Origin of the sequence: Actinoplanes octamycinicus (assembly GCF_014205225.1) — a bacterium.
In the GTDB taxonomy this organism is placed as follows: Bacteria; Actinomycetota; Actinomycetes; order Mycobacteriales; family Micromonosporaceae; genus Actinoplanes; species Actinoplanes octamycinicus.
This window is the reverse complement of the sequence record NZ_JACHNB010000001.1, coordinates 2,609,362-2,635,054: the sequence shown is the minus strand read 5'-3', so window position 1 is coordinate 2,635,054 and position 25,693 is coordinate 2,609,362. Positions and strand designations below refer to the sequence as shown.

Genomic DNA, 25,693 nt, shown 5'->3' with positions numbered 1-25,693 from the left:
CGCGGTGAGGGGCCGCCCCGTACGGAACGGCCCCTCGTCGTCGCGCTGGGTCAGCGCCGGTAGTACGTACGCGAGCTGGTGACCGTGTAGTTGCCGAGCCGGTCGTACGCGCGGACCTGGACCTTCATGGTCTTCTTCTGCTTGCTGACCTTGAAGGTCAGCTTGTAGCCGGCCTTCGTGTCGGTCGCCACCACCTTGCCGTTGACCAGCAGCTGGACCTTGCCGACCCCGGCCGCGTCGCTGGCCTTGGCCTTGACCGTGACGGTGCCGCTGACCTTCGCCTTGTTCTTCGGCCACGAGGTGACCGAGACCTTCGGCTTGGTGTTGTCCGCCCACACCGTGCGGACGCCGGACCAGGAGGTGTTGCCGGCCTTGTCCCAGACCCGCAGCTGGACGGCGATCGCGCCGTTCCGGCCGCCGGTGTTCAGCGTCGGCGCGAACGGCGCCTTGTACGACCAGTTGTGGTACTTGCCGTCGACGTAGAGCTGCACCGCGCGGATGCCGGACCAGTCGTCCTTGAGGCCGTACGGCGTGATCGCGACGTTGCCGCGCACCCACGTCCACTGCGCCGGGCCGACCCCGGTGATGGTGGGCTGGCCGGCGTCGGTGCCCTTGGTCAGCGCGGCGGCCGCGTCGACCAGGCCGTACCGGGTCCACTTGGTGCCGGACTGCACCGCCGAGCTGGTGATCGCCTGCTGCACGGACCAGCCGGAGTACTCCGGGTGCGCCGACTTGATCAGCCCGGCCACGCCGGCGACCAGCGGCGAGGAGAACGAGGTGCCCTGCACCAGGTACTTGCTGACGCCGTTCTTGTCGTTGTACCGGCACGGGCCCTGCGGGTCGTCACCGTCGTAGCAGCGCTTGCCGTCTCCCCAGATGGCGGCCGTGATGGCCGGAGCCGCCACGTCCACCCAGTCGGTCGAGTAGTTCGAGAAGTACACCCGCTCGTTGCCGCCGGCTCGGGTGTCGGTGCCACCGACCGAGAGCACGTCCGGGAACGCCGCCGGGTACGACTTCTGCGAGGTGTTCTCGTTACCTGCCGAGGCCACCACCAGCACCCCGCGACCGTTGGCGTAGGCGACCGCGTCGGCCAAGGCCTGGTCGTACTGGTAGCCGCCGAGCGACATGTTGATGATCTGCGCGCCGTTGTTTACCGCGTAGATGATGCCGGCCACGATGTCCGAGTCGTACCCGGTGCCGTCCTCGCCGATCACTCGAACCGGCAGAATCTGGCACTGCCAGCAGACCCCGGCCATCCCGGTGCCGTTGTTACTCGCGCTGCCGATCAGCGAGGACACCACCGTGCCGTGCGGATACTCTCCCGGATCGCGGGTGTCGTCGTCGAAGGTGACGAAGTCGAACCCGGGCAGGAGCTTGTCGCGCAGCTCGTCGACCGGATTCACACCGCTGTCCAGAACCGCGACGGTGACCGCGTTCGAGCCGGTGGTGGTCTGCCACGCGTCCGGCACCTTGATCTGGCCGAGCTCCGGCTGGTGACCCTGCACGTACAGCTCGTCGTCCGGGGTCACCGCGGTGATCTTGCGCTGGATGTCGACCTGCGCGTAGGCCACCGCCGGGTCCCGGCGCAGCGCGGCCAGCGTGGTCTGCACCCGGGTGCTCGGCACGTTGAGGGATTTCGCCCCCAGCTGGGCCAGCAGCTTGCCGCGCGCGTGGCCCTGCGCCTCGGCGCCCTGCAGGCCGAGGCCGGCGAGCGTGGACATCCGGGCGGTCGCGTCGTAACCGGGCTTGAGCCCGACCAGGATCCGGACCGGAAGGGAATCCGCCGCGTCAGCCGTGCCGGCGACGCCGCCGACGGCCGTGATCAGAGCAGCGGAGAGAAGTCCGACGGCCCACCGCCGGGCTTTACGGTTCATGAGTGATGCCTCCCCGTGGGCGATCACCGCGAACCGGCGAATCGCCCGGCCAGCGTACTGGTGATCTTGGATTTGGCAATACCTCTTCCAGTTGGCGAGATGCGAAGGCATTGAGCACGTCACGGGGGTGATTTAGGGTTCCGCTATGCGGAACAGCAAGATCACATGGGCGGTGATCGTCGGCGTGGTGATCGCCGTGCTCACCGGCGTCGGCGTCGCGATCGCCGTCAATCGCGGCTCCACCAGCCCGGCGGCCACGCCGGCCCCGGCCGCGCCGAGCGCCTCGGCGCCGGTGCTGGAGACCACGCCCAGCCCGTCGGCGTCAGCGGCGCCGTCGCCCGGCGCGGACCTCACCGGCCCGCTCGACCTGCTGCTGGTCGGGGTGGACACCCGGGTCAGCATCCCGGACTGGCAGACGCACGCCGACGCGATCATGCTGTTGCACGTGGAACCGGGCTTGAAGTCCGGCTACCTCTACTCGCTCCCCCGCGACCTGCGGGTGCAGATCCCGGCGGACAAGAAGTCCGGGTTCGCCGGCGGCAAGTACAAGATCACCGAGGCGATGGCCTACGGCTCCCGGGTGCCGGGCAAGAAGACCAAGAACATCCAGAACGGGTACGAGCTGCTGGCCAAGGCGATCGGCAACTACACCGGGGTGAAGACCATCCAGGCCGGCGCCATCCTCAACTTCGGCGGCCTGGACAAGCTGGTCGACAAGCTGGGCGGGATCGACCTCACCATCGACCAGAAGGTGAAGTCGAAGCACCGCAAGCCGGACGGCACCATGCGCAAGCTGTCCGGCGGCGACTACATCGGACCGCAGGCGGTCTACCTGCCCGGCAAGCGGCACCTGACCGGGTGGCAGGCGATCGACTACGCCCGGCAGCGCTACGGCCTGCCGAACGGGGACTACGACCGCCAGCGGCACCAGCGGCAGCTGGTCAAGGCGATCCTCGGCAAGGCGCTCTCCGCCGACCTCAGCGACCCGGCCAAGCTGGAGGCGCTGATCACCGCGCTCGGCAAGACGCTGATCACGGTGGGGGGGCGGCGACCGGTCGAGTACGCGTACGCCCTGCGGAACCTGCAGCCGGCCGGCGTCACCATGGTCCAGCTGGACGGCAGCGGGGTCGGCAGCGGCGGCGGCTACCTCGGCGAGCAGCTCAACGCGGAGGCCCGCGGCTTCCTCACCGCGGTCGCCAAGGGCAAGATCGCGCCATACCTGAAGGCACACCCGAAACTGGTCAACAAGGGCTGAAGGGCGCGGCCGTCCTAATCTCGGCGGTATGACACGACGGGTTCTGCCGGCCGCGCTCGCTCTCCTGGTCACCGTCGGGGCCTGCACCTCCGGGTCCGCGCCGGGCTTCCAGCCCGGCGCGGACGGGGCCGGTGACCCTTACTTCCCCCGGTACGGCAACGGCGGCTACGACGTCGCCGGCTACGACCTGGATCTCCGGTACGACCCGCGGTCCGGGCAGCTCGGCGGCCGGGCCACGATCACCGCGACGGCCACGCAGGACCTGTCCCGGCTGAACTTCGACCTGGCCCACCTGACCGCGTCGCGGATCACCGTGGACGGCGCGGCGGCGACCAGCCGGGCCGACGGCAACGAGCTGGTGGTCACCCCGGCGGCCGGCATCCCGGCGGGCCGGGAGTTCACCGTCGTGGTCGACTACGCGGGCGTCCCGGACCAGCTGGAGAACAAGGCGCTCGGCAACGGCGGCTGGATCCGGACCAGCGACGGCGGCGGCATCGCGCTCGGCCAGCCCGAGTCGGCCAGCACCTGGTACCCGGTCAACGACCACCCGTCCGACAAGGCCACCCTGAAGCTGGCGATGACCGTCCCGGACGGACTGGAAGTGATCAGCAACGGGGTGCCCGGGAAACGGGACAGCAAGGACGGCTGGACCACCTGGCGGTGGGCCGAGGACGCGCCGATGGCCAGCTATCTGTCCACCGTGGTGATCGGGCAGTACCGGATCACCACCGGCACCCACGGCGGCCAGCCGATGATCATCGCGGTGCCCGAGTCGATGCCGGCGACCAGCGCGGCGGCCCGGTCGCTGGCGATGACCGGGGAGATCACCGACTATCTGGCGAGCGTCTTCGGGCCGTACCCGTTCGACGCGAACGGCGGGGTGGTGGTCAGCGACAGCCGGATCGGGTACGCGCTGGAGACCCAGTCCCGGCCGGTCTACGGGCACACCTTCTTCGCCCGGGACGAGACGAATTCCGGGGTGGTCGCGCACGAGCTGGCGCACCAGTGGTTCGGCGACAGCGTGGCGCTGCGCCGGTGGGCGGACATCTGGCTCAACGAGGGGTTCGCCACCTACGCCGAGTGGCTGTGGACCGAGCACGCCGGCGGGGAGACCGCGCAGCGGCAGTTCGAACGGTCCTACGCCTCGTTCGACTGGCGGCAGCCGGCCGGCGACCCTGGACCGGAACGGATCTTCGGCGCGGCCGTCTACGAGCGCGGAGCGCTGACCGTGCACGCGCTGCGCCGGACGATCGGCGACGACGCCTTCTTCCGGCTGCTGAAGACCTGGACCAGCGAGCATCACGACGGCAACGCCGACACCGCCGCCATGATCGCCCTGGCCGAGAAGCTGTCCGGAAAGGACCTCGACGCCTTCTTCCAGAGTTGGCTTTACGGAACCACCATGCCGCCGGTCCCCTGACGGTCGCCCCGCGCCGCGAAACGCCGCCGGTGACGAGGCCTGCCTCGTCACCGGTCACCAGGCGTTGTGCCGCCGAACGAAGCGAACCCGGTCAGGCTCGGTCGAGAACCAGAGCGACCTTCTGGAATTCCTTCACGTCGCGGTATCCGCACTTCGCCATCGCGCGCCGCAGGCCGCCGAACAGGTTCAGCTGACCGTCCGGGCGGTCCGCCGGGCCGTAGAGCAGCTGCTCCAGCGACCCGTCCGGCTCGCCGGCGATGCAGAACCCGCCGCGCGGCAGGGCCGGGTGGCTGGCCGCCGAGTGCCACCAGGCGCCACCGGCCGGCGCGCCCTCGGCCAGCGACAGCGGCTCGCCCAGCATCACCGCGTCGGCGCCGCAGCCGATCGCCTTGGCGATGTCGCCGGAGGTGGCGATGCCGCCGTCGGCGATCAGGTGGACGTAGCGGCCGCCGGTCTCGTCCAGGTAGTCGCGGCGGGCCGCGGCCGCGTCGGCGATCGCGGTGGCCATCGGCACCCGGATGCCGAGCACGGTGTCGGTGGTCGACCACTCGTCCGCGCCGACCCCGACGATCACGCCGGCCGCGCCGGTCCGCATCAGGTGCAGGGCGGTCTTGTAGTCGGTGCAGCCGCCGACGATGACCGGCAGGTCCAGGTCGGCGATGAACTCCTTGAGGTTCAGCGGCTGGTCGGTGGTCGAGACGTGCTCGGCGGAGACCAGCGTGCCCTGGATGACCAGCAGGTCGACGCCGGCGTCCAGGATCACCGGGGCGAGCGCCAGGGTGTGCTGCGGGGACACCCGGACCGCCACGGTCACGCCGCCCTCGCGGATCTGGCGGACCCGCTCCCCGATCAGCTCCGGCTTGATCGGCTCGGCGTAGACCTCCTGCAGCCGCTTGGTGGCGTCCGCCTCCTCGTCCAGCGAGGCGAGTTCCTCAAGGATCTTGGTGGGGTCCTCGTAGCGGGTCCACAGGCCCTCGGCGTTGAGCACGCCCAGGCCGCCGAGGCGGCCCAGGGCGATCACCGAGTCCGGGCTCTGGGTGGCGTCCGACGGGTGCGCGACGCAGGGGATCTTGAACGGGTACGCGTCGAGCTTCCACTCGGTCGAGACGTCGTCGACGTCCCGGGTCCGCCGGCTCGGCACGATCGCGATGTCATCCAGGTGGTAGCCGCGCTGGGCGGTCTTACCGAGGCCGATCTCCACTACGTCACGCATCGGGGTTTCAGATCCTCTTTTAACGGGAGTGGTAGTTGGGGGCCTCGACCGTCATCTGGATGTCGTGCGGGTGGCTCTCCTTCAAGCCCGCCGCGGTGATCCGGATGAGCTGTCCCCGCTGCTGAAGATCGGGGATGGTCTCCGCGCCCACGTAGCCCATGGCCGCGCGCAACCCGCCGATGAGCTGGTGCGCCACCCTGGACAGAGGACCACGATAGGGCACCTGACCCTCGACGCCCTCGGGTACCAGCTTGTCCTCGTTCACATCCTGCTGGAAATAGCGGTCCTTGGAGTACGACTTGGCCTGACCGCGCGACTGCATCGCGCCGAGCGACCCCATCCCCCGGTACGACTTGAACTGCTTGCCGTTCATGAAGATCAGCTCGCCGGGGCTCTCCTCCGAGCCGGCCAGCAGGCTGCCCAGCATCACCGTGCTGGCGCCGGCCACGATCGCCTTGGCGATGTCGCCGCTGTACTGGATGCCGCCGTCGCCGATCACCGGGACGCCGGCCGGGGCGCAGGCCCGGGCCGCCTCCATGATCGCCGTTATCTGCGGCACACCCACGCCCGCGACGATCCGGGTGGTGCAGATCGCCCCCGGGCCGACGCCCACCTTGACCGCGTCGGCGCCCGCCTCGACCAGCGCCTTGGCGCCCGCGTAGGTCGCCACGTTGCCACCGACGATGTCGATCGCCACGTCCTTCTTCAGCCGGGCGACCATCTCCAGCACGGCGCGCTGGTGGCCGTGCGCGGTGTCCACGATCACCACGTCCACGCCGGCGTCGACCAGGGCGCGGGCCCGCTTGTAGGAGTCGTCGCCGACGCCGACCGCGGCGGCCACCCGCAGGCGGCCCTGGGAGTCCTTCGCCGCGTTCGGGAACTGCTCGGACTTGGTGAAGTCCTTCACCGTGATCAGGCCGCGCAGGTGGCCGGCCTCGTCGACCAGCGGCAGTTTCTCCACCTTGTGCTTGGCCAGCAGCTCGAGCGCCTGGTCCTTGGTCACCCCGACCGGGGCGGTGATCAGCGGCGCCTTGGTCATCACGTCGCGCACGTGAGCGTCCAGGTCGCTGACGAAGCGCATGTCCCGATTGGTCACGATGCCGACCAGCACGCCCTGGCCGTCGACCACCGGGGCGCCGGAGATCCGGTACCGCCCGCAGAGCGCGTCGACCTGGCGCAGGGTGTCGTCCGGGCCGCAGGTGATCGGGTTGGTGATCATGCCGGACTCGGACCGCTTCACCAGGTCGACCTGGGTGGCCTGGTCCTCCACCGAGAGGTTGCGGTGCAGCACGCCGATGCCGCCCTGACGGGCCATCGCGATCGCCATCCGCGCCTCGGTGACGGTGTCCATGCCGGCCGACAGCAGCGGGATGGACAACTCGACGTTGCGGGTCAGCCGCGTCACCGTGTTGACCCGGCTGGGCACCACGTCCGACTCGCCGGGCTGCAACAGCACGTCGTCGAAAGTCAGACCGAGGGGAACAGTGCGAGCGCTGTCAGTTTCCACAGATCATCCCTAGAGAAGAGGCGGAGTTCATCATCCTACCCATCCCACAGGCGGCACCCGGGCGGCGGACAGAACGTGCGGGCCAGCACACCCCCGGGAGAGGTGAGTACGGTATGGGGGTGCAAGAAGAGCCGATCGACCCGTTCAACGGCGACCCCGCCGACCCGGCCGCGGAACTCGACGACCTCAACGAGGACGCCGAGACCGAACCGCTGTCCGAGGACGAGCGGCAGGACGTGCTGGAGGATCTCTCCGACCTGGAGATCTACCAGGCCCTGCTGAGCCCGACCGGCATCCGTGGTCTGGTCATCGAGTGCGAGGACTGCCACGAGCCGCACTACTTCGACTGGGACCTGCTCCGCGGCAACCTGCGCCACCTGTTGAGCAGCGGCCGCCCCCGCGTGCACGAGCCGGCCTACGACCCGGACCCGGACCACTACGTCACGTGGGAGTATGCCCGCGGCTACGCCGACGGCGTCCACGACACCCTGACCGAGGGCAACGACGAGGAGAGCTGAGCGCGGCCGGCGTTCGCGAGATCAACTTCACGAAGATCAAATTCTGTATTGCCCCGGTCCGCGCTGATCACCGATCGTCGCTCCCGCGGGGACCCTTCCGGGCTTCGCAGGGCGCGGGCGCGCCCAGAACGCGAAACCCGCAAGGGCGGCGTCCGCGGGTGGTGGCGACGTGCCAGATCACAACCCGCAGCGGCAGTGCTCACCGCGTACCCGAAGCGGGTTTGATCGAAGCCGCGGCTGACCGGAATGCGGGGGCAGAGACTGCCCCCGCATCTGCCGTTTAGGCGACCAGGCCGGCGCGGAAGCCGGCGGCCACCGCGTGGGCGCGGTCGCGGGCGCCCAGTTTGCGGAACAGGCGGCGGGCGTGGGTCTTGACGGTGTCCTCCGAGACGAACAGCTCGCGGCCGATCTCAGCGTTGCTCTTGCCGTCCGCCATGCCGCGGAGCACCTGCAACTCGCGCTCGGTGAGGGTGAGCCGACGGCCGGCCGGCTGCGCGTCGGTCATTCCGGGACCGGCCTCGTTGCCCGGCCAGGCCACCATCGGCCGCCCGGTGGCCGGATCGATCGGGGCGTCGCCGCGCTGCGCCGGCACCATCGGCGCGTTCGGCCCGAGCATGGCCGGCACCGCCGCGGCGTTCGGCACGCCCATGCCCATCCCGTCGCGGTACTGCCCGCGGGCGGCGGGCGAGTTGTTGTTGCGCATCCCGCCGGCCACCCCGGCCGGCTGCGCGTTGCCGTTGATCGGCATGCCCTGCGGGCGGACCGGCAACAGCAGCAGGAGCAGCGCCTTGGCGACGACGCTGACCAGGTCGTGTTCCACACCGCGGATCACGCCGCGGGCCCCGGCGGCGACGGTCGCCGCCGCCACCCGCGGATCTTCAGCGCCGAAGAGCACCACCTGGGCCTGTGGCGAGCGGGCAAGCACGCGTCGGGTGAAGCCGACGCTGTCGGGTCGGGTCACGGCGGTGTCGGCCAGGACCACTTCGGCCGGCCGTTCCGCCAGTCGGATCATGGCCTCGGTCTCGCTGACCGCGGTCCGGACGACGCCGGTCATGCCGAGCCGGGCCGCGGTCGACGCGACGGTCTGGGCCGCCAGCGGGGTTCGGACGCACACGAGGACGGTACGCACAGTGATCCTCCTTCTCTCTCAGAGGAGATCACGCGAGGGCCGCAGCATTACGCGCTTTAGATGGAAAAAACGGGAAAGAAAGGTATGACTTGCCACCTCTTTGCCACACCACCCGCAGAGACATCGACATGTTGCGTGTGAGCCGGCGATCGCCGGGGTACACCGCCGTGAGGCCTGTCGCCAGGCCCCCATGTCGACCACTCCGCGGTGCCGCGCGGTGAGGAGGGTGTTGATGTCGAACGTTCGCAGGCTGCCCGGCCCCATTGCCGACCTGTGGGACTGGCAGCGGCTCGGACTCTGCCGGGGCCGGGACAGTGCGCAGTTCTTCCACCCGGACGGCGAGCGCGGTTCGTCCCGCAATCGCCGCGAGGCCAAGGCCAAGACCATGTGCGGCGCGTGCCCGGTGCGGGCCGAGTGCGCCGCCCACGCCCTCGCGGTGCGCGAGCCGTACGGGGTGTGGGGAGGGTTCAGCGAATCGGAGCGGCTGCGGCTGCTCGCGGTCGGCTGGGAGGATCTGGCCGATCGTCACGGACGGGTCGACCTGGTCCGGCTCGAGGCGCGCCTCGGCCGGCCCCACAAATCGGCAGTGCCCGCACAGCGGCAGGCACCGGCGGCCTGAGGCCGCCCGGCGCGCGGCATCACCACACGACTGGCGACACGGTCCTCCCCGGGGGGCCGTGTCGAGTGGTTCAGCGGTTCTTCAACCGCATTGGTGGACATGCAACCCACCGTATGAGCGACTTGCGTTTTCGAGTCGGACCGAAAGTGCGGCTTTCGGCTAGCCGACGGCGACGGTCACCTGATGCCATCCGGTCGCCCCGTCCGGGGCCGGATCAGCGGTTTCCGAGGTCTGGGTGTACCCGTCGAGATCGGTCGCCCGGACCCGCAGCACGTGCCTGCCCGGCGACGCCTGCCAGACATGTGACCACTGCCGCCAGGTGTCCGCGGAGACCGCCGGCGCCAGCGACGCCGCCTCCCACGGACCGTCGTCGACCTGCACCTCGACCTTGGCGATCCCGCGGTGCTGGGCCCAGGCCACACCGGCCACCACGACCGGGCCGACCTCCCGGGCGGCGCCGTCGCGGGGCGTGTCGATCCGTGACTGGGTCTTGATCGGGGCCTGCGCCGCCCAGCCCCGCGGCACCCAGTAGGCATCGAAGTCAGCGAATCGGGTCAGCTCGATCTCGGTGATCCATTTGCAGGCGGAGACGTAGCCGTACAGTCCGGGAACGATCATCCGGACCGGGAAGCCGTGCTTCACCGGCAGCGGCTCGCCGTTCATCCCGACCGCGAGCAGCGCGTCCCGTCCGTCGCGCAGCGCCGCGGTCGGCGTGCCGCAGGTCCAGCCGTCCGCCGAGCGCTGCACCGCCTGGTCCGCGCCGGGCAGCGGATCGGCCTCGTCGAGCAGCGCCTGGATCGGGGTGCCCAGCCAGAGCGCGTTGCCGATCAGGTCGCCGCCGACCTCGTTGGAGACGCAGGCGAGCGTCACGTACCGCTCGACCATCGGCCGGCGCAGCAGCTCGGCCCAGGTGATCGTGATCGGGTTGCGGACCATCCCGTGGATCCGCAGCGTCCAGGTGGCCGGATCCACCTGCGGGGTGATCAGCGCGGTGTCGATCCGGTAGAAGTCCCGGTTCGGGGTCACGTACGGCACCGCGCCGTCGGCCTGCGCACCGGCCGGGACCACCGGGGCCGGGCCGGCGGCGGGTGGCAGCGCGACCGCGGCCCGGGCGTCGGTCACCGCGCCGCGCGAGGTCAGCCAGCGGCCGGCCAGGCCGCCGCCGGCGGCGACGCCGGCCACGATGCCCAGGTGTTTGAGGAACCGTCTGCGGTCCTCTCCGGTCATCGGCTGGGCCTCGGTGGCGCTCCCGGCCCGCCGCGCGCTCACCGTGGCCGGCTGGGCCTCACCGGTGTCTCCGGTCCGCTGCGCGCTCACGGTCGCCGGCTGGGTCTCAAGGGTGCCTCCGGCACCTTGAGACACCCCTGGGGACCAGCCGGGGACCGCGAGCCGCAGCAGGTGCTGGAGCACCGGCACGGCCAGGGCGGCGCCGAGCAGCGGCGGGAGCGCGGCTCCGACGCCGGCGCCCGGGCGGGTCACCGCGGCGGCCACGCCGACCGCCCCGAACAGCGCGATCCCGGCCACCGCCGGCGGCCACCGGCGCCGGGCCAGCACGCCCACCCCGAACGCGTAGAGGCCGAGAAGGATCGCCGTCCCGGTGAGCAGCGCGGTCTTGTCGTGCACCCCGAACACCGCGATGCCGAAGTCCTTGACCGGGGCCGGCACGTGGTCGACCACCACGCCGCCGACCGCGACCAGCGGCGCCGAGCGCGGCCCGGCGAAGACCGCCAGCAGCTCGGCGATCCCGAGCGCGGCCGCGGCCGCGGCGATGCCGGCCAGCCCGGCCCGGATCGAAGTTCTCACCCTGCCATCCTGCCGCGCGGATGGCGCGGACGGCGGTCACGGGTGGTGGGCTTCCTCGCTCCGTAAGGTCTGCCGGGTCCTCAGTCCCCGAACCGGAACCAGCGACGGCGCGGCGGCTGCGGGATCAGGGCGGGCTCGCGGGCCGCCAGATCGATCCGCCGGTCGGCCGGCACCCGGGCGTCGATCTCCGCGGTCACCCGGCCGGCCCGCCGGTAGAGCGTCGGTTCGGCGCGCACCACGATGGCGTCCTCGCCGATCAGCTGACGGCCGCCGTCCGGCCAGGCGAGCAGGGTGGCGCAGGCGTCGTACCGGACCGTCGCGACGGTCTCGCCGTCGTCCGCGCTCACCCCGTCGGACCCGGCGATCAGCCGGATCTCCCGGTCGCCCCGGCCGCGATGCACCCGGCCGGGCACCGTCTCGGCGGAACTGGCCGGCGCCGCGGTGTAGCCGGGCAGCTCGGTCACGGTGCCGGCCGGCGTCATCAGCAGCCCGGCCCGGTACGCCACCGCCGCCACCTCGGCCACGTCGTCCCGGGTCACCTCGCGCACCGCCGCCACCGCCTCGCCGAGGCTCTGCACCGGGTGGCCGGTGAGCAGGTTGAACGCCTGACCGGGCAGCCGGGCGCCGCGCTGCCGGGCGGCTCGCAGGCCGTCGGCGGTCAGCTCGGTCACCGCCGCCACGTCGTCCGCGTCGATCCGCCCGTCGCCCATCTCGCCGAGCAGGCCGACCAGCGCGCCGAGCGCCGCCTCGGCGGTGTCCGGCTCGACCTCGGTGGTGGCGACGATCCGGGCGGTGCCGTCGGCGCGCGGCTCGTACCGGGTCCGGATCCGCTCGGCGTCGCCGGGCCCGTCCGGCAGCTCCCGGGTCATCCGGCGCTCCAGCAGACTGGCGAAGACCGCCGCGCCGGGCCCCCGGGGCACCACGGTGTCCCAGCCCAGGTCGGTCTCGCCGGCCACGAAGTAGGCCGGGGTGGCGGGCAGCGTCGACGACGGCGCCGGGGCCGGGCGCCGCACCCCGGCGGGCAGGTCCAGCTTGAGCCCGGCCGGGATCGCCTCGCCACCCACCCAGAGGGCGGCGTTCTCCCTGGTGAAGTAGCGGGCCACCCAGTCGTTCAGGTGGTCGGCGGTGAGCTGGTCGAGGCCGAGCTCGGGATAGCTGGGCATGCCGAAGTCACGGGCGCCGTGCCGCCACATCGGCATCCAGTCGGCCCGCCGGGTGGCCGCCTCGGCGCGCAGCGTCTCCCGCTCCTGCGCGATCCGCCCGACCGGCAGATCGCGCAGCCGCTCGCAGATCCCGCTCAGGAACTCGGCGATCTCCTCGTCGGTGCCCTGCACGTGGAAGTAGGTGTGCTCGACCCCGGTCGAGCTGTCGCGGTGCGTCCCGGCCCGCGCCGGACCCGGCGCCACGAGATGTTCCAGCAGGTGGGTGATGCCGCGCCGGGCGAGTGGCTCGTCCACCAGGCCGACCCGGAAGACCAGGCCCGCGTGCGGCGGGCCGGTGACCGGCGCGAGCAACGCGGGTACGCCGTCCACCTCGAGCGGTGAATCAGGATGGCGGGGGGACATGCGCGGCAGCATAGATCTTCCGCAATGGTCCGCGCCTGCCGGGCTCAGCTCACCAGGGGATCGTCGAGCAGGTGCTCGAAGGCGAGCTCGGCGGCGCCGATCAGCGCGGCGTCCGCGCCCAGCTCCGGGGTGCGCAGCCGGACGTGCTCGCGGCAGGCCGGCAGCCCGACCGAGTTGAGCCGGCTGCGGATCTGGGCGGCCGAGACCAGGTAGACGTCGCGCAAAGTGCCGCCGAAGATGACCACTTCGGGGTTGAAGATGTTGACCAGGTTGCCGACGCCGAAGCCGATCCAGTCGCCGACGTGCCGCAGCGCGTGCTGCGCCTGGCTGTCCCCGCGGACCGCGGCGTCCACCACCTCGAGCACCGCGTCCCGGCCGGTCTTGTCGGCGCGGCCGGAGAGGCGGAGCAGCGCGTGCTCGCCGATCTCGGTCTCCCAGCAGCCGCGCGAGCCGCACTCGCACGGCCGGCCGTACGGGTTGACCACCATGTGGCCGACCTCGCCGCCGTAGCCGCCGTGACCGGTCACCCGGCGGCCGCCGGCCACGATGCCGGCTCCCACGCCGACGTCGCCGTACAGGTAGATGACGTTGTCGCAGCCGACCGCCGCGCCCCGGGCGTGCTCGGCGAGCGCGCAGACGTCGGCGTGGTTGCCGATGCTCAGTGTGCCCGGGTCGCCCAGCTCGGCGCGCAGCGCGGCGCCGACCGGCTCCTCGACCCAGCCGATCGTCGGGGCGAGCCGGACCATGCCGTCCTCGCGGCGCACCATGCCGGCCACCGCGAGGCCGCTGCCCACGCATCGGGTGTCGTCCGGCAGCTGGTCGTGCATCGCCCGGACGAACCGGGCGAGCGGCTCGACCGCCTCGTCGGCGCTCATCCCGGGCGGGCGTTCGGTCTCGTACTGCTCCAGGATCTGCCCGCCGAGCCCGACCCGGGCGGCGCGCAGCCGGTCCACCTCGATGCTGAGCGCGTAGGCGAAGACCCGGTCCGACTCGGGCCGGACGACCAGTGACGGTCGTCCGGCCCGGCCGGTCTCCTTGGGCACCGCCTCGCTGACCAGCCCAGCGCTGATCAGCTCGGCGGTGAGGGCCCCGATGGTGCTGCGGTTGAGGCCGAGCCGGTTGGTGAGTTCCGCCCGGGAGGTCGCGCCGTGTACGTGGACGTACCGGAGCAGTGTCCCGAGATTGTGCCGGCGAACCTCTTCCTGGCTGGGGCCCGCGCGCATCGTTACCGGTTGCCCGTGGCGGCGGCCCGGCGCCGGGCCAGCGCGTCCACGCCCGCCGCGATCAGCAGGATGACACCGGTGGCCATGTACCGGCTGCCGGACGAGACGTCCATCAGGAACATGCCGTTGTCGATGACCGCGATCACCGCGCCACCGATCACCGCGTGGATGACCTTGCCCTTGCCGCCGAAGAGGCTGGTGCCACCGATCACCGCCGCGCCGACCGCGTACAGCAGGGTGGTGCTGCCGCCGGTGTTCGGGTCGACCGAGCCGGCCCGGCTGACCAGCATGACGCCGCCGACCGCGGCCATGAACGAGCCGATCACGAACACCGAGATGCGGATCAGGTCGACCGGGATACCGGCCCGGCGGGCGGCCTCGGCGTTGCCACCGACGGCGTAGACGTGCCGGCCGTAGGTGGTCCGGCCCAGGACGAACGTCCAGAGCACCAGGAAGCCGCCGATCACCGGCGCCGCGATCGGCACGCCCTTGAGGGAGGCGATGGCCGGGTTGATCGCCCGCTCCTGGGTCAGGATCGCGGTGGTGATCAGGAGCAGCGCGCCGAGACCGGCGATGCGCAGCGCCATGATGCCGATCGGCTCGGTGACCAGGCCGCGCTTGGCCCGGCCCCGGTACCGCAGGAACTGGACCAGCGCGAAGACCGCGACCGCGCCGATCGCCAGGATCCAGCTCCAGGTGACCGGGAGGCTGTCCTTGTTCAGCGACTTGATGAAGCCGTCCGGGATCGAGATGTTCTTGCCCTCGCCGAGCAGGTTCAGCAGCACGCCCTGGAAGGCCAGGAAGGCGGCCAGGGTGACGACGAAGGACGGGATGCCGACCTTGGCGACCAGGTAGCCGAGCAGCAGGCCGATCACCACACCGGTGGCCAGCGCGGCGAGCAGCGAGAGGCCCTGGTTGACGCCGTGCTCGGTGAGCAGGATCGCCATCACGGCGCCGCACACACCGGCGGCGAAACCGGCGGACAGGTCGATCTCGCCGAGCAGCAGGACGAAGATCAGGCCCATCGCGATCATGATGACGCCGGCCGCCTGGTTGAACAGGTTGGCGAAGTTGCCGGCGCTGAAGAACGTGTCGGTCCGCGCGGTGCCGAAGATCAGGATCAGGATGACCAGACCCAGTACGGCGGGCAGCGCGCCGAGGTCACCGCCCCGGACCCGGCCCCAGTAGTCCCGGAAGTGGCTGGCCACCGTCGGCTTGACGACCTTGACGCCGCCGGCGGTCTCGAGGGTTGAGGTGCTCACTGCTCGGCTCCCGGCATGATTTCGACGAAGTCGGTGGGCTTCTCCGGCGGGAGGCCCAGGTTGCCACTGCGCCCGCCGGTGATCAGCTCGACGACCTGCGAGTGGGTGACGTCGCTCGCCTTGACCTGGGCGGCCATCCGGCCGAGGTAGAGCGCGGCGATCCGGTCCGAGACCGCGAAGACGTCGTTCATGTTGTGCGAGATGAGCACCACGCCGAGGCCGTTGTCGGCCAGCCGGCGAACCAGCTCCAGCACCTGGGCGGTCTGTGCCACACCCAGCGCGGCGGTCGGCTCGTCCAGGATCACGACCTTGCTGTTCCACAGCACGGCCTTGGCGATCGCCACGGTCTGCCGCTGGCCACCGGAGAGGCTGGCGACGAGCTGGCGCAGCGACTTGACGGTGCGCACCGAGAGGCTGGCCAGCGTCTCGCCGGCCATCTGCTCCATGGTCGGCTCGTCGAGCACGATGCCGCGCTTCTTCTCCCGGCCGAGGAACATGTTCTGGACGATGTCCAGGTTGTCGCAGAGCGCGAGGTCCTGGTAGACGACCTCGATGCCCAGCTCCGAGGCGTCCCGGGGGCTGTGGATGGCGACCTGCTTGCCGTCGAAGGTCACCGTGCCCGCGTCGATCGGGTAGATGCCACTGATGCACTTGACCAGCGTCGACTTACCGGCGCCGTTGTCGCCCACCAGGGCGGTGACCTCGCCGGGGTACACGCTGAGCTCGACATCGTGGAGGACCTGGACAGGACCGAAACTCTTGTCGATCCCGCGCAGTTCCAAGAGGGGTGTCGCGGCCACGGATGTTTCTCCTTCGTTCGGTGACCGGCCGTTCAGGGGGTCTGCCGAACCGACTCAGGCGCCGCCCACGCGAAGAGCGTGGACGGCGCCGTCGCCGGTGTCAGCAGGAGTGCTGGCAGATCAGCTGATGCCCGCCTTGGTGCAGGCGTCGGCGAACGCAGCGGTGCAGAGCTCCGCCTTGGTCACGAAGCCGTCGTCGACGACCTTCTTGACGTTCTCCTTGGTGATCGCCTCCGGCTTCAGCAGCACGGACGGAACGGTCGCCTTGGACTCCGGGTCGGTGACGGTGCCGGTGGCCGTGGTCGGCTTCTCGCCCTTGGCCAGCGCGATGGCCAGCTCGGCGGCCGCGTCGGCCTCCTTCTTGATCGCCTTGTAGACGGTCATGCACTGGTCGCCCGCGAGGATGTTCTGCAGACCCTGCACGGTGGCGTCCTGGCCGGTCACCGGGACCTTGCCGTTCAGCTTGTTCTTCTTCAGCACCTCGATGGCCGCGTTACCGAGACCGTCGTTCGCGGCGAGCACGCCGGCGATCTTCGGGTTCTTGGTGAGCTGCTGCTCGAAGATGGTGCCGCCCTTGGCGTTGTCCCAGTCCGGAACCGCGTCGTCCGGGCCCTTGACGAACTCGCCCGAGTCGAACTTCGGCTTGAGGACCGAGTCGTAGCCCTCCTTGAACAGGGTGGCGTTGTTGTCGGTCGGCGAGCCGTTCAGGTACGACACGACCGGCTTGACCGCCTTGGCCGCGGTGAGGCAGTCCACCAGGCCCTGGCCCTGCAGCTTGCCGACCTCGTTGTTGTCGAACGAGACGTAGTAGTTCGCGCCACCGTTCAGCGTCAGACGGTCGTAGTCGATCGTCGCGATGCCGGCCTTCTTGGCGTTCTCCAGGACGTTCTTACCGGTGCCGGAGTCCAGGTTGACGATCATCAGAACCTTGACGCCGCTCTGGATCATGCCGTCGGCGATGGTCTGGAACGAGTTCTTGTCGCCCTGAGCGTTCTTGATCTCGGCCTCGACGCCCGCGGCCTTGAACGCCTCGGTCAGGTACTTGGTGTCCGCCGTCTCCCAGCGAGCCGAGCTCTTGGTGTCGGGCAGGATCACGCCGACCTTGCCGGCCTTCGCGCCGGTGCCGCTGCCAGTCGCGGTGTCGTCGCTCTTGTCGTCGCCGCAGGCGGCCATGCTGCCGGTGGCCAGGAGGCCGACGGCGGCAAGGGCGAACAGTCCCTTACGCATTCCGTATGTCCTTTCGGGGGGTAAATCCGGAGCCTTCGTTCGGATTTGTCAGGGGTTGGTGCGTGCCTGGGAGTGTCGCTCCCCTGGGCGCCGATGGATCAGGAACCGGTTTGTTGTGCCCGGCAACGTATTCCGGCGGTGGCCTGGAACACAAGTCACCTCAGTGATCTATCTCGTAACGAGGGATAACAATCGCGCAACACGGCCGCCACCCAACCCGGACGAGGCGGCCCTGAAAGTCGCGAAACCCACGGCACAAGGTAACGCTAAGTAAGATCAACTCCGAAGGTCTCAGGAACCCACAAGATTCCCGGAAACTCCTCGTCAGGATCTGATCGGGGCGACGGTCGCGCTGGTCAGGCGCACCAGGTCGGCGGGCGCCAAGGCGACCTGGAGGCCGCGGCGGCCGGCCGAGACGTACATCAAATCGAGACCGGTGGCCGACTCGTCGATCACCGTGGGCAGCCGCTTGCGCTGCCCGAGCGGGCTGATCCCGCCGCGCACGTACCCACTGCTGCGCTCGGCGGCGGCACGGTCGGCCAGCGCCGCCCGCTTGCCGCCGGCCGCCTGGGCGAGCGCCTTCAGGTCGAGATCGCCGGTGACCGGCACGACGCCGACCACCAGCCGGCCGTCCACCTCGGCCACCAGAGTCTTGAACAGCCGCTCCGGCGCCACTCCCAGAGCCCCCGCGACCAGGGCGCCGTAGTTCGGGGCGTCCGGCGACACCTCGTACGGATGCAGGGTGTGCGGAACCCGCTCCGCGGCCAGCAGCGCAGTGGCCGGGGTGCCGGCCGCCTTCTTCGGCATGGGTCGCACGGTACTCCCGGGGCGATCTTCCCGAACGCCCGATTCGGACCCGTTACGACGTTTCCGTTCCGTCCTCAGGAGTGCGCGGTCACCAACGCCGTCGGCGCGCCGTCCACCCGGGTCAGCACCAGCCCGGCCGCGTGCGGCCCGGACAGCTTCAGATCCTTGCGGAGCTGGTCCGGGACCAGCGCAGAGCCGCGCTTGCGGATCTCCAGGGTGCCGACGCCGCGCTCCCGGAACAGCGCGCGCAGCCGCTTCAGCGAGAACGGCAGCACGTCGGTCACCGCCAGCCGCCGGGCGAACGGCGTGTCCACCGGGTCGTCGGTGTAGACGTAGGCGATCTCCGGGTCGGCCAGCCGCCCGCCGATCCCGGCGGCGAACTCGGCCACCAGGTGCGAGCGGACCACCGCCGGGTCCGGGTCGTAGAACCAGGCGCCGACCGGCCCGACCGGGGCCCGCTCGACACCCGAGCCGGTCAGCTCACCGAGGCCGACCAGGGTGGCCCGGCGCGGCGCGGACGCCAGCGGGCCGCACCAGAAGGCGGCCTCCACCAGGTCCCCGCCGACGCTCACCCACTCCCCCTCGGCGCCCGGCGGCAGCAGCGCGTGGTCGATGCCGGGGGCCAGTTTGAGCACCGTCCGCGGCACCCGCCCGGCCAGCCCGGCGACGAAGTCCCAGGGCGGCGAGTACGCCTTCGGGTCGAACACCCGGCCCCGGCCGGTCTGCCGGCGGGCCGGGTCGGCGAACACCGCGTCGAACTTCTCCACCTCGACCGTGGTGGCGTCGGCGCAGGTCACGGTGATCAGCTCGGCCAGGCCGGCGGCCGCGGCGTTCGCGGCGGCCAGCGCGGCGGTGCCCGGGTCGGCGTCCACCGCGTACACCGCGATCCCCTGCCGGGCCGCGGCCAGCGCGTCGGATCCCAGCCCGCAGCCCAGATCGGCCAGGGTCGCGACGCCGGAGGCGGCCAGCCGGGCAGCCCGGCGCTCCGCGACCACCGCGCGGGTCGCCTGCTCCAGACCGTTCCGGGTGAAGAACATTCCGGCGGCGTCCGGGCCGAACTTCATCGCTGCCCGGCGGCGCAAACTAGCCTGGGTGAGAGCGGCGGCGGCCAGCTCCGCGCCGAAGCCCCGGGCCCGTAAGGCCGAGGCCGCGGCGAGCGGCTCACCGTCGCCGACCTCGGCCGCCACGGCCAGCGCACGAGCCCCTTCCGGGGTCTGCAGGAGAGCAAGGAGTTCAGGGGTCACACCAGGCATTCTCCCCGGCGTGACAGGTTGGCACTCTGGTTGACGGAGTGCTAGTTCCGGCATAATCTCCGATTAGCACTCTCAACATGAGGGTGCCAGCCGCCCGGGCTTGCTCGTGGCGGTTAGGCACCAGGCGGACCGGCACCCGCGACGACGGCCCCGCCCGGTGGCATGAGGCATTGACTGGCCTGGTTCAAGGCCGGCGAAACCTGTACCCAGGAGGGTATGCCCGTGACTACCGCGACCAAGGTTGCGATCAAGCCGCTCGAGGACCGCATCGTGGTTCAGGCGAACGAGGCCGAGACCACCACGGCGTCGGGCATCGTGATCCCCGACACCGCCAAGGAGAAGCCGCAGGAGGGCACCGTCCTCGCCGTCGGCCCCGGCCGGATCGACGACAAGGGCAACCGCGTCCCGCTCGACGTCAAGGTCGGCGACGTGGTCCTCTACTCGAAGTACGGCGGCACCGAGGTCAAGTACGCCGGTGAGGAGTACCTGGTGCTCTCCGCCCGCGACGTCCTCGCGGTCATCGAGAAGTAAGACCTAAACCGACTGTGCAGACGCCCTGTTCCGCCAGGGCTTGTCCTGCCGATCACCCGAGTGCGAGGCGCGGCTCAGGTGGTGGCTGGCGTCGGCTGCGGAAAGGTCGCATACCGGTGTTGTATGTGGCCTTTCCGCGGACGCCGCCAGGCGCCGCCTGGGGCACGCCGCAGCCCCGGGTGATCGGCAGGGCAAGCCCTGGATCGGGGCAGGGCGTCGGCGCGTGAAGGGACCTATACATGGCGAAGATCCTCAGTTTCTCTGACGACGCCCGGCACCTGCTGGAGCACGGCGTCAACACGCTCGCCGACACGGTCAAGGTCACTCTCGGCCCGCGCGGCCGCAACGTCGTCCTGGACAAGAAGTTCGGCGCTCCGACGATCACCAACGACGGCGTCACCATCGCCAAGGAGATCGAGCTCACCGACCCGTACGAGAACCTTGGCGCGCAGCTGGTCAAGGAGGTGGCGACGAAGACCAACGACGTCGCCGGCGACGGGACCACCACCGCCACCGTGCTGGCGCAGGCGCTGGTCCGCGAGGGCCTGCGCAACGTCACCGCGGGCGCCAACCCGATCGGCCTCAAGCGGGGCATGGACCAGGCCGCCGAGGCCGTCTCCAAGGCGCTGCTGGGCAAGGCCGTCGAGGTCGCCGACCACAAGGCGATCGCCAACGTGGCCACCATCTCGGCCCAGGACGCCACCATCGGTGAGCTGATCGCCGAGGCGATGGACCGGGTCGGCCGGGACGGCGTGATCACCGTCGAGGAGGGCTCGGCGCTGCACACCGAGCTCGACGTCACCGAGGGTCTGCAGTTCGACAAGGGCTTCATCTCGCCGAACTTCGTGACCGACGCCGAGTCGCAGGAGGCGGTGCTGGAGGACGCGCACATCCTCCTCACCACGCAGAAGATCTCCAGCATCGAGGAGCTGCTCCCGCTGCTGGAGAAGGTGCTGCAGACCGGCAAGCCGCTGCTGATCGTGGCCGAGGACGTGGAGGGCCAGGCGCTCTCCACCCTGGTGGTCAACTCGCTGCGCAAGACCCTCAAGGTCGCCGCGGTGAAGGCCCCGGGTTTCGGTGACCGGCGCAAGGCGATCCTGCAGGACCTGGCGATCGCCACCGGCGGCGAGCTGATCGCCCCCGAGCTCGGCTACAAGCTCGACCAGGTCGGCCTGGAGCAGCTGGGCAGCGCCCGGCGCATCGTGGTCGACAAGGAGAACACCACCATCGTCGACGGTGGCGGGAACGCCGCCGAGGTCGCCGACCGGGTCGCGCAGATCCGCAAGGAGATCGAGGCGTCGGACTCCGACTGGGACCGGGAGAAGCTGTCCGAGCGGCTCGCGAAGCTCTCCGGCGGCATCGCGGTGATCAAGGTCGGTGCTGCGACCGAGGTCGAGATGAAGGAGCGCAAGCACCGCATCGAGGACGCCATCGCGGCGACCAAGGCGGCCGTGGAGGAGGGCACCGTCCCCGGCGGCGGCGCCGCCCTCGCGCAGGTCGCCACGGAGCTCGACGGCGGCCTGGGCCTGTCCGGCGAGGAGGCGATCGGCGTCTCGATCGTCCGCAAGGCGCTGGTCGAGCCGCTGCGCTGGATCGCTCAGAACGCCGGCCACGACGGTTACGTCGTGGTGGGCAAGGTCGGCGAGCTGGGCTGGGGCCACGGCCTCAACGCGGCCACCGACGAGTACGTGGACCTGGCCGCGGCCGGCATCATCGACCCGGTGAAGGTGACCCGCAACGCGGTCTCCAACGCCGTCTCGATCGCCGGCCTGCTGCTGACCACCGAGAGCCTCGTGGTGGAGAAGCCGGCCGAGCCGGCCCCCGCGGCGGGCGGCGGTCACGGGCACAGCCACGGCGGCCACGGGCACGGCCACCAGCACGGTCCGGGCTTCTGACCGGTTGTCTCACAAGGGCGCGTCCTCCCGGGGGCGCGCCCTTGCCGTGTCCGGGGGTTTCTCCGGGGCCTCGCCCTGCCACTCCCGCCACAGCGCCGCGTAGGACCCGTTCGCCGCGACCAACTCGTCGTGCGACCCGAGCTCGGTGATCCGGCCGTCCTCGACCACCGCGACCCGGTCCGCGTCGTGCGCCGAGAAGAGCCGGTGCGCGATCGCCACCACGGTCCGCCCGTGCACCACCGCGGCGAGCGAGCGTTCCAGGTCCCGCGCCGCCCGCGGGTCGAGCAGCGCGGTCGCCTCGTCCAGCACCAGCGTGTGCGGGTCGGCCAGGATCAGCCGGGCCAGCGCCACCTGCTGCGCCTGCGCGGCGGTCAGCGGCAGCCCGCCGTCGCCGATCACCGTGTCCAGCCCGTCCGGCAGCCCGTCCGCCCACTCCAGGGCGTGCACGGCGGCCAGCGCGGTCCGGACGTCCGGCTCCGGGGCCCGCGGCCGGGCCATCGCCACGTTGTCCCGCAGCGTCCCGACGAAGACGTGGTGTTCCTGGCTGACCAGCGCCACCTCGGCCCGCAGCCGGTCCGGGGCGAGCTCGCTCAGCGGCACCCCGCCGACCGTGACGCTGCCCTCGGTGGGCTGGTGCAGGCCGGCCAGCAGCCGGCCCAGCGTGGACTTCCCGGCGCCGGACGGGCCGACCACGGCGAGCCGCTCGCCGGGCCGCAGGGTCAGGTCGACGCCGTGCAGCACCTCGCGCCCTTCGACGTAGCCGAACCGCACACCGCGTACCTCGAGCGGGCTGCCGTCCGGCGCCGGCGCGTCCCGCCGCGGCGGCTGCGGCGCCTCGGCCACGCCGAGCAGCCGGGCCAGCGACGCCGCGCCCACCTGCAGCTCGTCCAGCCAGGAGAGCAGCCGGTCGAGCGGGTGGATCAGCTGCTGGACGTAGACCACGGCGGCGGTCAGCGCGCCCAGCGTGACCGTGCCGCGCAGGTACATCCAGCCGCCGGTGAGCAGCGTGAGGACCATCGGGATCACGTAGCTGACCTCGATCACCGGCCACCAGACGGTGCGCAGGAACAGCGTGTACCGCTCGGCCCGCCAGGACCGGTAGAGGTCCCGGTCGGTACGCGCCACCCGCTGCCCCTGCCGCCCCAGCGCCTCCACCGTCCGGGCCCCCTCGACCGTCTCGGTGAGCCCGTCGGTCACCTCCGAGTACGCCGCGTTCTGCCGCAGGTAGCCGGACGGGGCACGACGCACGTACCACCGGGTGCCGGCCACCGTGATCGGCACGCCGACCAGCAGCGGGGCGGCCAGCACCGGGTCCACCGCGATCAGCGCGACCACCACCAGCCCGCCGGTGAGCAGCGCGATCGTGGTCTCCGGGACGGCCAGCCGGACGCACTTGGAGAGCGCGTCCACGTCCCGGGTGGTGCGGGTCAGCAGGTCCCCGGTGCCGGCCGACTCGACGGTGCCCAGCGGCAGGCTCAGCACCCGGGCGATGAACTCCTCGCGCAGCCGGGCCAGCACCTGCTCACCGAGCCGGGCCGAGGCGAGATAGGCATAGCGGATCAGCACCGACTGCAGCAGCACGAACCCGGCCAGCGTGGCGGCCAGCCGGTCCAGCTGGCCGGTCGGCGTCCCGCGCTGCACCTCCTGGACCAGCTCGCCGAGCAGCCGGGGGCCGGCCAGCCCGGCCAGCGCGGCGAGCAGGTGCAGGCCGACGGTGGCGCGGAACATGCCGGGGTGGGCGCGGAACAACGATCGGGCGTACCGCCAGGCCTGGGAGCGGCTGGCGACCGGTAGCGCTTGGGTCACGACTGCTCCTCACGGAGCACCACACGGGCGTACCGCGGCTCGGTCTCCAGCAGCTCGTGATGGGTGCCGGCGGCCACCACCCGGCCCTGCTCCAGGTAGAGCACCCGGTCGGCGTGGCCCAGCACGAGCGGGCTGGACGTGCAGACGACGGTGGTGCGCCCGGCCCGGAGCACGCTGATCCGCTCGGCGATCCGGGCCTCGGTGTGCGCGTCGACCGCGTTGGTCGGCTCCACCAGGATCAGGATCTCCGGGTCGGCGACCAGCGCCCGGGCCAGCCGCAGGCGTTGCTGCTGGCCGCCGGAGAACGACCGGCCCCGCTCGGCGACCACGCTGTCCAGCCCGCCCGGCAGACCGTCCACGATGTCCTGCGCGGCGGCCGCCTCCAGGGCGGCCGGGAGCAGGCCGCTGCGGTGCGGGTCCAGATCGGACCGCAGCCGGCCGGAGAAGAGCCGCGCCTCGTTCTCGGCCACCAGGATCCGCCGGCGCACCGCCGCCAGCGGCAGCTCGGCGAGCGGCACCCCGCCCAGGGTGGCGCCGTCGGCGTAGCGGCCGAGCCGGTCGGCGATCCGGGCCGCGTCGGCCGGGTCCTCGGCGACGATCGCGGTCAGCCGGCCGGCCGCGACGCGCACCCCGGACTCCGGGTCGGCCAGGTCGCCGTCCGGCATCGGCAGCGGGTCGGGCGGGTCGGCCAGCCCCTGCGGCAGCCGCAGCATGCCGATCACCCGGCGGGCCGAGACGTGCCCCCGGGTCAGTTTGTCGATCGAGTCGGTGAGCTGCCGCAACGGCGCCACCAGGAAGGCCGCGTAGGCGTAGAACGAGACCAGCTGCCCCACGGTGATCCGGTTGCCGGCCGCGAACCGGGCGCCCAGCCAGGTGATCAGGACCAGGAAGGCGCCGGGCAGCAGCACCTGCGCGGACTCCAGAAGGGACTCCACCGCGGCGGTGCGCACCCCGGCCGCGCGCAGCGCCTGCGACTGTTCTCGGTAGCGCGCCACCATGACCTCCTCGCCGCCCACGCCGCGCAGCACGCGCAGCCCGGTGACCAGGTCGGCGGCCCGGCCGGTGAGCCGACCCTGCTGTTCACGGTAGGCCTGCTGGCGCCGGTGCAGCGGCCGGATCAGTCCACCCACGACCACCATCAGCACCGGCACGCCGACCAGCACCACCAGCCCGAGCGGGACCGAGGTGTGCAGCAGCAGCACGGTGACCGTGGTGACGGCGAGCAGCGCGCCGGTGCCGCGGGCGGCGACGTCGACGGCGCCACCGATGTGGTTGATGTCGGACGTGCCGATCGCCACCACCTCACCGGCCTCCAGCCGGCCGGGGAGCGCCGATCCGAGCCGGTTCGCCCGGCGCACGGTGACCTGCACGGTACGGAATCCCGCCCCGAGCCAGTTCGCCACCGAGTAGCGGTGCCGGGTGATCCCGATGAGCGCCTGCAGCACGCCGATCACCAGCAGGGCCAGTCCCCAGCCGGCCAGCGCCCGCCCGTTCTCCGTGGCGGCCGCGTCGATGGCCCGGCCGACCATCGCGGGCACCAGCGACTGGCAGCCCATCCAGGCGGCGGAGAGCGCGATCGCCGTGATGATCGTCATACGGGAGCGCCGGACCAGCCAGCTGAGGTATCGGGTGGCGGACCGGGCGTCGGGCAGGCCGGGATCGGCCACGGGCAGTCTGCGCATCAGGATCCCGACGGTAAGGCCGGGATGGCGATGCTGCGACCGCTCAGCGATCGACGGGAGTGAAATCCCAGACGTGCGGAGCGCGTGCTACCAGCTTCTCCGGTGGCACCGGCAGGCTCTCCGGGGTGTTTCGCCATTTGGTGATGACGACGATGCGATGATCCGTGGACGAATAGACGTCACTCGACACATGTTGTGGCAGCACCTCCAGCGAGGGCACCGCCGTGTCGCAGACCCAGCTCAGCAGCTCGTCGAAGCCGCTGCGCGAGGCCCGCACCTCCCACATCCGCGCGATCATGCAGGC

21 protein-coding genes are annotated in these 25,693 nt (G+C 71.6%); 6 read left to right on the top strand and 15 right to left on the bottom strand.

Going from position 1 to position 25,693, the window contains the following annotated elements; translation table 11 throughout:
- Positions 1–50 precede the first annotated feature (50 nt).
- Complete coding sequence (locus tag BJY16_RS11940) at positions 51–1,874, bottom strand: S8 family serine peptidase (protein WP_185039526.1); 1,824 nt, start codon at positions 1,872–1,874, stop codon at positions 51–53.
- A 145-nt stretch (positions 1,875–2,019) separates the two neighbouring features.
- Between BJY16_RS11940 and BJY16_RS11935 the strand changes: the two genes are divergently transcribed.
- Positions 2,020–3,129 carry an LCP family protein gene (locus BJY16_RS11935; RefSeq protein ID WP_185039525.1) on the top strand — a complete coding sequence of 370 codons (1,110 nt, stop codon included), beginning with the start codon at positions 2,020–2,022 and terminating at the stop codon, positions 3,127–3,129.
- 28 nt (positions 3,130–3,157) lie between these two features.
- A complete protein-coding gene (locus tag BJY16_RS11930) occupies positions 3,158–4,549 on the top strand; it encodes a M1 family metallopeptidase (protein WP_185039524.1) in 1,392 nt (463 codons plus the stop codon).
- Positions 4,550–4,640: 91 nt separating this feature from the next.
- Here the strand turns inward: BJY16_RS11930 and BJY16_RS11925 are convergent, their stop codons facing one another.
- Both BJY16_RS11925 and guaB read right to left on the bottom strand, forming a co-directional pair.
- Entirely contained in the window at positions 4,641–5,762 is a 1,122-nt protein-coding gene (locus BJY16_RS11925; RefSeq protein WP_185039523.1) for a GuaB3 family IMP dehydrogenase-related protein, read from the bottom strand.
- A gap of 19 nt (positions 5,763–5,781) precedes the next feature.
- Positions 5,782–7,269, bottom strand: a complete 1,488-nt coding sequence (gene guaB / locus BJY16_RS11920) for an IMP dehydrogenase (protein ID WP_185039522.1) — start codon at positions 7,267–7,269, stop codon at positions 5,782–5,784.
- A 119-nt stretch (positions 7,270–7,388) separates the two neighbouring features.
- On the opposite strand from guaB, the gene BJY16_RS11915 reads away from it, so the two are divergent.
- On the top strand, positions 7,389–7,787 hold the full coding sequence (locus BJY16_RS11915) for a DUF5319 domain-containing protein (RefSeq protein ID WP_185046403.1): 399 nt from the start codon (positions 7,389–7,391) through the stop codon (positions 7,785–7,787).
- Positions 7,788–8,067: 280 nt separating this feature from the next.
- Here the strand turns inward: BJY16_RS11915 and BJY16_RS11910 are convergent, their stop codons facing one another.
- The gene (locus BJY16_RS11910; protein WP_185039521.1) at positions 8,068–8,916 is read right to left on the bottom strand and encodes a response regulator transcription factor; all 849 of its coding nucleotides are present in this window, start codon (positions 8,914–8,916) and stop codon (positions 8,068–8,070) included.
- 232 nt (positions 8,917–9,148) lie between these two features.
- On the opposite strand from BJY16_RS11910, the gene BJY16_RS11905 reads away from it, so the two are divergent.
- Positions 9,149–9,535, top strand: coding sequence for a WhiB family transcriptional regulator (locus BJY16_RS11905; protein ID WP_185039520.1), 387 nt, complete (start codon positions 9,149–9,151; stop codon positions 9,533–9,535).
- Positions 9,536–9,694: 159 nt separating this feature from the next.
- Here BJY16_RS11905 and BJY16_RS11900 read toward each other — a convergent pair whose 3' ends face one another.
- The 8 genes from BJY16_RS11900 to BJY16_RS11865 all read right to left on the bottom strand — a co-directional run bounded on the left by BJY16_RS11900 (position 9,695) and on the right by BJY16_RS11865 (position 19,475).
- On the bottom strand, positions 9,695–11,338 hold the full coding sequence (locus BJY16_RS11900) for a molybdopterin-dependent oxidoreductase (RefSeq protein ID WP_185039519.1): 1,644 nt from the start codon (positions 11,336–11,338) through the stop codon (positions 9,695–9,697).
- Between the two features lie 80 nt (positions 11,339–11,418).
- Complete coding sequence (locus tag BJY16_RS11895; RefSeq protein WP_185039518.1) at positions 11,419–12,903, bottom strand: peptidase M16 family protein; 1,485 nt, start codon at positions 12,901–12,903, stop codon at positions 11,419–11,421.
- Positions 12,904–12,947: 44 nt separating this feature from the next.
- Positions 12,948–14,126: an ROK family transcriptional regulator gene (locus BJY16_RS11890; RefSeq protein ID WP_185039517.1), complete on the bottom strand. Its 1,179-nt coding sequence runs from the start codon at positions 14,124–14,126 to the stop codon at positions 12,948–12,950.
- A 2-nt stretch (positions 14,127–14,128) separates the two neighbouring features.
- Positions 14,129–15,388 carry a sugar ABC transporter permease gene (locus tag BJY16_RS11885; protein ID WP_185039516.1) on the bottom strand — a complete coding sequence of 420 codons (1,260 nt, stop codon included), beginning with the start codon at positions 15,386–15,388 and terminating at the stop codon, positions 14,129–14,131.
- On the bottom strand, positions 15,385–16,188 hold the full coding sequence (locus BJY16_RS11880; RefSeq protein ID WP_185039515.1) for an ATP-binding cassette domain-containing protein: 804 nt from the start codon (positions 16,186–16,188) through the stop codon (positions 15,385–15,387). The genes BJY16_RS11885 and BJY16_RS11880 overlap by 4 nt, the downstream gene beginning before the upstream one ends.
- 120 nt (positions 16,189–16,308) lie before the next feature.
- Positions 16,309–17,415 (bottom strand): sugar ABC transporter substrate-binding protein, encoded by a 1,107-nt coding sequence (locus tag BJY16_RS11875; RefSeq protein ID WP_185039514.1) that lies wholly within the window; start codon positions 17,413–17,415, stop codon positions 16,309–16,311.
- Between the two features lie 324 nt (positions 17,416–17,739).
- On the bottom strand, positions 17,740–18,222 hold the full coding sequence (gene ybaK, locus BJY16_RS11870) for a Cys-tRNA(Pro) deacylase (RefSeq protein ID WP_185039513.1): 483 nt from the start codon (positions 18,220–18,222) through the stop codon (positions 17,740–17,742).
- 74 nt (positions 18,223–18,296) lie between these two features.
- Positions 18,297–19,475, bottom strand: coding sequence for a class I SAM-dependent methyltransferase (locus tag BJY16_RS11865; RefSeq protein WP_185039512.1), 1,179 nt, complete (start codon positions 19,473–19,475; stop codon positions 18,297–18,299).
- Positions 19,476–19,697: 222 nt separating this feature from the next.
- On the opposite strand from BJY16_RS11865, the gene groES reads away from it, so the two are divergent.
- Complete coding sequence (groES, locus tag BJY16_RS11860; protein WP_014687825.1) at positions 19,698–20,006, top strand: co-chaperone GroES; 309 nt, start codon at positions 19,698–19,700, stop codon at positions 20,004–20,006.
- A 239-nt stretch (positions 20,007–20,245) separates the two neighbouring features.
- A complete protein-coding gene (groL, locus tag BJY16_RS11855) occupies positions 20,246–21,901 on the top strand; it encodes a chaperonin GroEL (protein WP_185039511.1) in 1,656 nt (551 codons plus the stop codon).
- 9 nt (positions 21,902–21,910) lie between these two features.
- On the opposite strand, the gene BJY16_RS11850 is transcribed toward groL, so the two are convergent.
- From BJY16_RS11850 to BJY16_RS11840, 3 genes are read right to left on the bottom strand one after another with little or no spacing between them, the layout of a single operon-like run.
- On the bottom strand, positions 21,911–23,707 hold the full coding sequence (locus BJY16_RS11850) for an ABC transporter ATP-binding protein (protein ID WP_185039510.1): 1,797 nt from the start codon (positions 23,705–23,707) through the stop codon (positions 21,911–21,913).
- Positions 23,704–25,389, bottom strand: coding sequence for an ABC transporter transmembrane domain-containing protein (locus BJY16_RS11845; RefSeq protein WP_185039509.1), 1,686 nt, complete (start codon positions 25,387–25,389; stop codon positions 23,704–23,706). The genes BJY16_RS11850 and BJY16_RS11845 overlap by 4 nt, the downstream gene beginning before the upstream one ends.
- Before the next feature lie 43 nt (positions 25,390–25,432).
- On the bottom strand, positions 25,433–25,687 hold the full coding sequence (locus BJY16_RS11840; protein WP_185039508.1) for a hypothetical protein: 255 nt from the start codon (positions 25,685–25,687) through the stop codon (positions 25,433–25,435).
- Between the last annotated feature and the right edge of the window lie 6 nt (positions 25,688–25,693).

Bases quoted from the DNA above. Each gene is read 5' to 3' on its own strand.
- BJY16_RS11905 (WP_185039520.1), top strand. From the start codon at position 9,149: ATGTCGAACGTTCGCAGGCTGCCCGGCCCCATTGCCGACCTGTGGGAC.
- BJY16_RS11865 (WP_185039512.1), bottom strand. From the start codon at position 19,475: ATGCCTGGTGTGACCCCTGAACTCCTTGCTCTCCTGCAGACCCCGGAA.
- BJY16_RS11890 (WP_185039517.1), bottom strand. From the start codon at position 14,126: ATGCGCGCGGGCCCCAGCCAGGAAGAGGTTCGCCGGCACAATCTCGGG.
- BJY16_RS11895 (WP_185039518.1), bottom strand. From the start codon at position 12,903: ATGTCCCCCCGCCATCCTGATTCACCGCTCGAGGTGGACGGCGTACCC.
- ybaK (WP_185039513.1), bottom strand. From the start codon at position 18,222: ATGCCGAAGAAGGCGGCCGGCACCCCGGCCACTGCGCTGCTGGCCGCG.
- groL (WP_185039511.1), top strand. From the start codon at position 20,246: ATGGCGAAGATCCTCAGTTTCTCTGACGACGCCCGGCACCTGCTGGAG.
- BJY16_RS11925 (WP_185039523.1), bottom strand. From the start codon at position 5,762: ATGCGTGACGTAGTGGAGATCGGCCTCGGTAAGACCGCCCAGCGCGGC.
- BJY16_RS11930 (WP_185039524.1), top strand. From the start codon at position 3,158: ATGACACGACGGGTTCTGCCGGCCGCGCTCGCTCTCCTGGTCACCGTC.
- BJY16_RS11935 (WP_185039525.1), top strand. From the start codon at position 2,020: ATGCGGAACAGCAAGATCACATGGGCGGTGATCGTCGGCGTGGTGATC.
- BJY16_RS11875 (WP_185039514.1), bottom strand. From the start codon at position 17,415: ATGCGTAAGGGACTGTTCGCCCTTGCCGCCGTCGGCCTCCTGGCCACC.
- BJY16_RS11845 (WP_185039509.1), bottom strand. From the start codon at position 25,389: ATGCGCAGACTGCCCGTGGCCGATCCCGGCCTGCCCGACGCCCGGTCC.
- BJY16_RS11840 (WP_185039508.1), bottom strand. From the start codon at position 25,687: ATGATCGCGCGGATGTGGGAGGTGCGGGCCTCGCGCAGCGGCTTCGAC.
- BJY16_RS11940 (WP_185039526.1), bottom strand. From the start codon at position 1,874: ATGAACCGTAAAGCCCGGCGGTGGGCCGTCGGACTTCTCTCCGCTGCT.